We start from the raw sequence: 6,033 nt of genomic DNA, 5'->3' as shown, positions 1-6,033 counted from the left end.
CACGGCGGACGGCTCGGCCGGCGCCCCCGGCGCCGCCTTCGGCGGGGCCGGTGCGGGACTGCGGACCGCCGGCGGCCGCCCCGGCGCGCAGTGCCGCGCCGGCGGCGCGGGGGCGGGGGTCTTCGGATGCGCCAGCGCGTTCCGCTCCGCCACCGGCGTGACGTGCGGCGACGAGCCGGAGCCGGCGGCCGTCCAGATCCCGGCGGCGAGCGCGCCCGCGCCCACCGCCCCGGCCACCGCCAGCATCGGCCCGCGGCGGATGCGACCCTTGTCGATCATGTTGCTCCTCGGGGGACGTCGTCCGTACACCCCTCAGAACCCCCGCGGCGGCCCGTCCGGTTGTCATGACCCGGGAGGAATTCTAGGAGATTCCGGGAACCGGCCGGCTCAGCGGCGGCCGGCGGCGGCGAGCGCGTCCGGGAGAAGCTCGGCCAGCGCCCGGAACGCCCGGCCCCGGTGGCTGATCGCGTCCTTCTCCGCCGGCGCCATCTCCGCGGTCGTGCGGGTCTCGCCGTCCGGCAGGAAGATCGGGTCGTAGCCGAAGCCACCGGTGCCGCGCGGCGCGCGGAGCACCGTCCCGCGCATCCGGCCCTCGACCGTGTGCTCGACCGCGGCGCGGCCGCCGCCCGCCGGGACCACCAGCGCCGCCGCGCACACGAACGCCGCGCCGCGCAGGCCGTCGGCGACGTCGCCGAGCTGGTCGAGGACGAGCTGGAGGTTCGCGGCGTCCTTGTCGCCGGCGGCGTCGCCGAACCGTCCCGACCAGCGGGCCGACAGCACGCCCGGCATCCCGTTCAGCGCGTCCACGCACAACCCCGAGTCGTCGGAGACGGCCGGCAGGCCGGTGTGCGCGGCGATCGCGCGGGCCTTCAGCAGCGCGTTGCCCTCGAAGGTCAACTCGGTCTCGGGGACGTCGGGGGCGTCCGGGAACTCCGCGAGGCCCGCCACGTCGATGCCGCCGAGGATCCGCTCCAGTTCGGCGATCTTTCCCGCGTTGCGGGTCGCCAGCACGATCCGCGTCACCGACCCGGCTTCCCCTTCTGCAGGGCCTCGTTCTGCAGCCGGGTCAGGTCGGCGCAGCCGCCCGCGGCGAGGTCGAGCAGCGCGTCCAGCTCGGCGCGGTCGAACGGGGCGCCCTCGGCGGTGCCCTGCACCTCGACGAACCTCCCGTCGCCGGTGCACACCACGTTCATGTCGGTGCCGGCGGCCGAGTCCTCCTCGTAGCACAGGTCGAGCCGCGCCTCCCCGGCGACGACGCCGACGCTCACCGCCGCGACCGAGGTGACCAGCGGGTTCCCGCGCAGCATCTTGCGCTCGCGCATCCACGACACCGCGTCGGCGAGCGCGACGTAGGCGCCGGTGATCGCGGCGGTGCGGGTGCCGCCGTCGGCCTGCAGCACGTCGCAGTCGAGCTGGACGGTGTTCTCGCCGAGCGCCTTGAGGTCGAGGCACGCCCGGACGGACCGGCCGATCAGCCGGGAGATCTCGTGCGTGCGTCCGCCGACCCGGCCCTTGATGGACTCGCGGTCGTTGCGGGTGTTGGTCGCGCGGGGCAGCATCGCGTACTCGGCGGTGACCCAGCCGAGGCCGCTGTCGCGCCGCCAGCGGGGCACCGAGTCCTGCACGGAGGCCGCGCACAGCACCCGCGTCCGGCCGAACTCGACGAGCACCGACCCCTCCGCGTGGTCGAGCCATCCGCGTTGGATGCGGACGGGGCGGAGCTGGTCCGGTGCGCGATCATCGGGGCGTGCCATGCGCACCACCCTAGTGCCCGGACGGCGGGTCACAGGTCGTAGGAGGCGCCCACCCGGGCCAGCTCGATGTCGCCGCCGTAGCCGCTGGCCTTGGCCTCCTTCAGCGACATGTCCTGGTCGTTCCACGGCACCAGATGGGTGAGCACCAGGCGGCCGGCGTCGGCGCGGGCGGCGTGCTCGCCCGCCTCCCGCGCGGTCAGGTGCAGCTCGGACGGCAGGCCGGGCCCCTCCAGGAACGACGCCTCGCACAGGAACAGGTCGGCGCCGCGCGCCAGCTCCACCAGGGTGTCGGACACCCCGGTGTCACCGGAGTAGGCGAGCGCCTTGCCGCCGTGCTCGATGCGGAACGCGTACGCCTCCACCGGGTGCGGCATCAGCGCGGTCGTCACCCGGAACGGTCCGATCTCGTACGGGCCGCGGCGCAGCACGTGGAAGTCGAACGTCTCGCACATCCCCGGCTCGGGCTCCAGGTCGTAGGCCTTCGCCATCCGCACCGCGGTCCCCTCGGGGCCGTGCACCGGCAGCCGCGGCTGCGGGCCCTCGGGATGGTAGGTGCGCGCCACCCACAGCCCGCACAGGTCCAGGCAGTGGTCGGCGTGCAGGTGCGAGACGCACACCGCGTCGATCTCCTGCAGCGAGCGGAAGCGCTGCAGCGATCCGAGGGCGCCGTTGCCGAGATCGAGCACGAGCGCGTAGCCGTCGGCCTCGATCAGGTAGCTGGACGCGGGGCTGTCCGGCCCCGGGAAACTGCCGGAGCAGCCGATCACTGTGACCCGCACGCTCACTCCTCCTCTTGTGTCCCCGAGGAATCAGGTCGTCAGAGCCTTGCTCAAGGCGGGGCCGGTGCCCCCCGCGCCGCCCGGCCCGGCCTGGCCGGCCGTCTCCACCGCGTCGATCTCCGGTCCGAGGAACCGCCGGCCGAGTTCGGCGAACACGGCGGGATCACCGGTCGCGCGGAACCGGTGCCGTGGCCGGGGCCTCGCCTCGTCGCGCGCCAGCCCCTGGTCGTGCAGCACTCGATACACGTCCTTGGCGGTCTCGTCGGCGCTCGATACCAGTGTGACCCCGTCGCCGACGACATACGAGATGACGCCGGTCAGCAGTGGGTAATGGGTGCAGCCGAGGATGAGGGTGTCGCATCCGGCGGCCACGATCGGCCGCAGGTAGCCGCGCGCCGCGTCCAGCAGCTCCTCCCCCATCGTCACGCCCGCCTCGACGAACTCGACGAAGCGCGGGCAGGCCGCGCTGACCAGTTCGATGTGCGGCGCGGCCGCGAACGCGTCGTCGTAGGCGCGGCTGGTGACGGTGGCGTGCGTCGCGATCAGCCCGACCCGGCCGTTGGAGGTGGCGCGGGCCGCGCGCCGCGTCGCCGGGTTGATCACCTCGACGACCGGGACGTCGTAGCGCTCGCGGGCGTCGCGCAGCATCGCCGAGCTGGCGCTGTTGCAGGCGATCACCAGCATCTTCACGCCCTCGTCGACGAGCTGGTCGAGCATCTCCAGGGCGTACGCGCGGACCTCGGCGATCGGGCGCGGCCCGTACGGCTGGCGGGCCGAGTCGCCGAGGTAGACGATCGGCTCGTTCGGCAGCTGGTCGAGGATCGCGCGCGCCACGGTGAGGCCGCCGAATCCGCTGTCGAACACACCGATCGGCAGGTCCGACCGGTGACCGGATGAGGGCGCGGTCGGGTCGAGGTCGCCGGTCGCTGACATGGTCCTACAGGCTAGGCGACTTACCCCCGTCCAGGTGCGTCATGCGTTGGACATCACACCGTCACCCGTTGGAAAACGCGCCAGTTCACGGGCGGCGCGCGCGATCGGTTCGCCGGGCGCGCGAAACGCCGGTGAAGCGCGTCACGCCGCGCGCCGCCCGGGGGTCACTTCTTGGCGCCGATGCCGACGCGGGCGATCTGGCGGCTCTGCGCGACCAGGCGCCCGGCCGAGTCCCAGACCTCGACCTCCTCGTCGAACCAGCCGTCCGACAGCAGCCGCCCGGTGCCGTGCACGGCGAGCCAGCCGGGCGCCGGGACGGCCCGCATGTGCCAGGTGAGCTCGACGGTCGGCGCCCAGCCCTTGGAGCCGAGGTTGAGCGCGACGGGCGGGAGCGCGTCGACGGTGAGCGCGAGGGAGAAGGCGTCCGGGCCGTACTCGTCGCGCAGCCGGAACCAGGCGCGGATCTCCGGCCGGCCGCTCGGCGTGCCGTCCAGCCAGCCCATGGTGGAGCGGTCGAAGCGCATGTCGACCTGGCCGGCGAAGCCCTCGGTGCCCTCCTCCGGCAGCATGCTGGTGCACTCGGCCAGCGGCGGGACCTCCACGGCGGGCGCGGGGCCGGCGAACGCGGGCTCGGCGGCGGCGTCGAGGGTGCCGGTGGTGATGAGCGCCTCCACCGCGGGACGCCCGCCCTGGACGAGGCTGACCAGCGCGGTGGCGGCGGTGCGGCCGCTCTTGCGGGTGTCGACGACCAGCTCGGCGGGGCCGGGCTTGGCGGGGCGCAGGAACGTCGCGGCGGTGGCGATGGGGTGCGCGTGCGGGGAGGCGTCGACGGCGGCGCGGCCGAGGACGGCCATCAGGTAGCCGCCGTTCAGCGCCTCGGCGAAGCCGAAGTCGCCGTCCAGATCGGCCGCGTACCGGCCCTCGCCGATCCGCCTGACCGCGGTGGCCGCCTCGAACCCGCCCATGCGCTGTCTCCCCGTTCCGGCCGGCGGGCGTCCACCCGGCCGGCACGGTTCTAGAATCTCATTCGAGAACGAACTCTACCGTGCCGGCCGCGATGCCGCCGTGGCCGGGATCACGCCCGGCTCAGGCCCAGAGCTGGCCCTCCAGGCGCGCCTCGGCCTCCTCCAGCGTGCCGCCGTAGGCGCCGGTGGACAGGTACTTCCAGCCGCCGTCGGCGACGACGAACACGATGTCGGCGCGCTCGCCCGCCTTCACCGCCTTGTTCGCCATGCCGATCGCGGCGTGCAGCGCGCCGCCCGTCGAGATGCCCGCGAAGATGCCCTCCTGCTCCAGCAGCTCACGGGTGCGGCGCAGCGCGTCCCGGGACCCGACGGAGAACCGGGTCGTCAGTATCGAGTCGTCGTACAGCTCGGGGATGAAGCCCTCGTCGATGTTGCGCAGCCCGTACACCAGCTCGCCGTACCGCGGCTCCGCGGCGACGATCCTCACGTCCGGCACCTGCTCGCGCAGGTACCGGCCGACGCCCATCAGCGTGCCGGTGGTGCCGAGCCCCGCGACGAAGTGCGTCACCGACGGCAGGTCGGCGAGGATCTCCGGCCCGGTCGTCTCGTAGTGCGCCAGCGCGTTGGCCTCGTTGCCGTACTGGTACAGCATCACCCAGTCGGGGTTCTCGGCCGCCAGCCCCTTCGCCACCCGGACCGCCTCGTTCGAGCCGCCCGCGGCGGGCGAGGGGATGATCTCCGCCCCCCACATCTCCAGCAGCTGGCGGCGCTCCGCCGAGGTGTTCTCCGGCATCACGCACACCATCCGGTAGCCGCGCAGCTTGGCGACCATGGCCAGCGAGATGCCGGTGTTCCCGGACGTCGGCTCCAGGATCGTGCAGCCCGGCGTCAGCAGGCCGTCCTTCTCCGCCTTCTCGATCATGTAGAAGGCGGGCCGGTCCTTCACCGACCCGGTCGGGTTGCGGTCCTCCAGCTTGGCCCAGAGCCGGACGTCGGCGCTCGGCGACAGCCGCGGCAGCCCGACCAGCGGGGTGCCGCCGAGCGAGTCCAGCAGCGAGTCGAATCGCATGTCGGCCCGTCCAGCCCGGCTCAGCCGCCCGCGACGGCCGGCAGGATCGTCACGCCGTCGCCGTCGGAGACCTCGGTCTCCAGGCCGCCGAGGAAGCGCACGTCCTCGTCGTTGAGGTAGACGTTGACGAACCGGCGCAGGCCCTTGTCGTCCACCAGCCGGTCGCGCAGCCCGGGGTGGCGGGAGTCCAGGTCGGTGAACAGCTCGTCGAGCGTGCCGCCCTTGCCCTCGACGGCCTTGGCGCCGTCGGTGAGGTTGCGCAGGATCGTCGGGATCCGGACCTCGATCGCCATCGCGATGATCTCCTTCGGTCGTACGGGGCTCCCCGCCCTCTGCGTCACAACCGGGCGGGCAGCGGGGGAATTCCGGGCAGGATCAACGGGCCGGCGAACAGTCGTAGACGACCTCGGCGCGCGAATGCCCGAACAGGAAGCTCTGTACGGGTGGCAGCGCGAGGGCCGGGACGCGGCGCCGCACGCCCGTCACGTCCCCGCTCGTCCACATGTCGACCAGTTTACCGGCCGCGTTCCGGC

Annotated in this window: 8 protein-coding genes and 1 pseudogene; all 9 read right to left on the bottom strand. The window is 73.7% G+C overall.

Going from position 1 to position 6,033, the window contains the following annotated elements:
* Positions 1–279 (bottom strand): annotated as a pseudogene (locus tag QP089_RS47135) (hypothetical protein); the annotation flags it as partial.
* A 108-nt stretch (positions 280–387) separates the two neighbouring features.
* A complete protein-coding gene (rdgB, locus tag QP089_RS47130; protein ID WP_285921140.1) occupies positions 388–1,023 on the bottom strand; it encodes an RdgB/HAM1 family non-canonical purine NTP pyrophosphatase in 636 nt (211 codons plus the stop codon).
* The gene (gene rph, locus QP089_RS47125; protein ID WP_285921139.1) at positions 1,020–1,754 is read right to left on the bottom strand and encodes a ribonuclease PH; all 735 of its coding nucleotides are present in this window, start codon (positions 1,752–1,754) and stop codon (positions 1,020–1,022) included. Before rph ends, rdgB begins: the two co-directional genes overlap by 4 nt.
* 29 nt (positions 1,755–1,783) lie before the next feature.
* Positions 1,784–2,533: an MBL fold metallo-hydrolase gene (locus tag QP089_RS47120; protein ID WP_285921138.1), complete on the bottom strand. Its 750-nt coding sequence runs from the start codon at positions 2,531–2,533 to the stop codon at positions 1,784–1,786.
* A 30-nt stretch (positions 2,534–2,563) separates the two neighbouring features.
* On the bottom strand, positions 2,564–3,466 hold the full coding sequence (murI, locus tag QP089_RS47115; RefSeq protein WP_285921137.1) for a glutamate racemase: 903 nt from the start codon (positions 3,464–3,466) through the stop codon (positions 2,564–2,566).
* 164 nt (positions 3,467–3,630) lie between these two features.
* Entirely contained in the window at positions 3,631–4,431 is an 801-nt protein-coding gene (locus QP089_RS47110) for a thioesterase family protein (protein WP_285921136.1), read from the bottom strand.
* Between the two features lie 121 nt (positions 4,432–4,552).
* Positions 4,553–5,500, bottom strand: a complete 948-nt coding sequence (locus QP089_RS47105; RefSeq protein ID WP_285921135.1) for a PLP-dependent cysteine synthase family protein — start codon at positions 5,498–5,500, stop codon at positions 4,553–4,555.
* 20 nt (positions 5,501–5,520) lie between these two features.
* Positions 5,521–5,793, bottom strand: a complete 273-nt coding sequence (locus QP089_RS47100; RefSeq protein ID WP_285921134.1) for a MoaD/ThiS family protein — start codon at positions 5,791–5,793, stop codon at positions 5,521–5,523.
* Between the two features lie 82 nt (positions 5,794–5,875).
* A complete protein-coding gene (locus QP089_RS47095; protein ID WP_285921133.1) occupies positions 5,876–6,004 on the bottom strand; it encodes a hypothetical protein in 129 nt (42 codons plus the stop codon).
* Positions 6,005–6,033 lie beyond the last annotated feature (29 nt).

Origin of the sequence: Actinomadura opuntiae (genome assembly GCF_030283205.1) — a bacterium.
In the GTDB taxonomy this organism is placed as follows: domain Bacteria; phylum Actinomycetota; class Actinomycetes; order Streptosporangiales; family Streptosporangiaceae; genus Spirillospora.
This window is presented reverse-complemented; position numbering and strand designations above follow the sequence as displayed.

Bases quoted from the DNA above. Each gene is read 5' to 3' on its own strand.
- QP089_RS47095 (WP_285921133.1), bottom strand. From the start codon at position 6,004: ATGTGGACGAGCGGGGACGTGACGGGCGTGCGGCGCCGCGTCCCGGCC.
- QP089_RS47100 (WP_285921134.1), bottom strand. From the start codon at position 5,793: ATGGCGATCGAGGTCCGGATCCCGACGATCCTGCGCAACCTCACCGAC.
- murI (WP_285921137.1), bottom strand. From the start codon at position 3,466: ATGTCAGCGACCGGCGACCTCGACCCGACCGCGCCCTCATCCGGTCAC.
- QP089_RS47105 (WP_285921135.1), bottom strand. From the start codon at position 5,500: ATGCGATTCGACTCGCTGCTGGACTCGCTCGGCGGCACCCCGCTGGTC.
- QP089_RS47110 (WP_285921136.1), bottom strand. From the start codon at position 4,431: ATGGGCGGGTTCGAGGCGGCCACCGCGGTCAGGCGGATCGGCGAGGGC.
- rph (WP_285921139.1), bottom strand. From the start codon at position 1,754: ATGGCACGCCCCGATGATCGCGCACCGGACCAGCTCCGCCCCGTCCGC.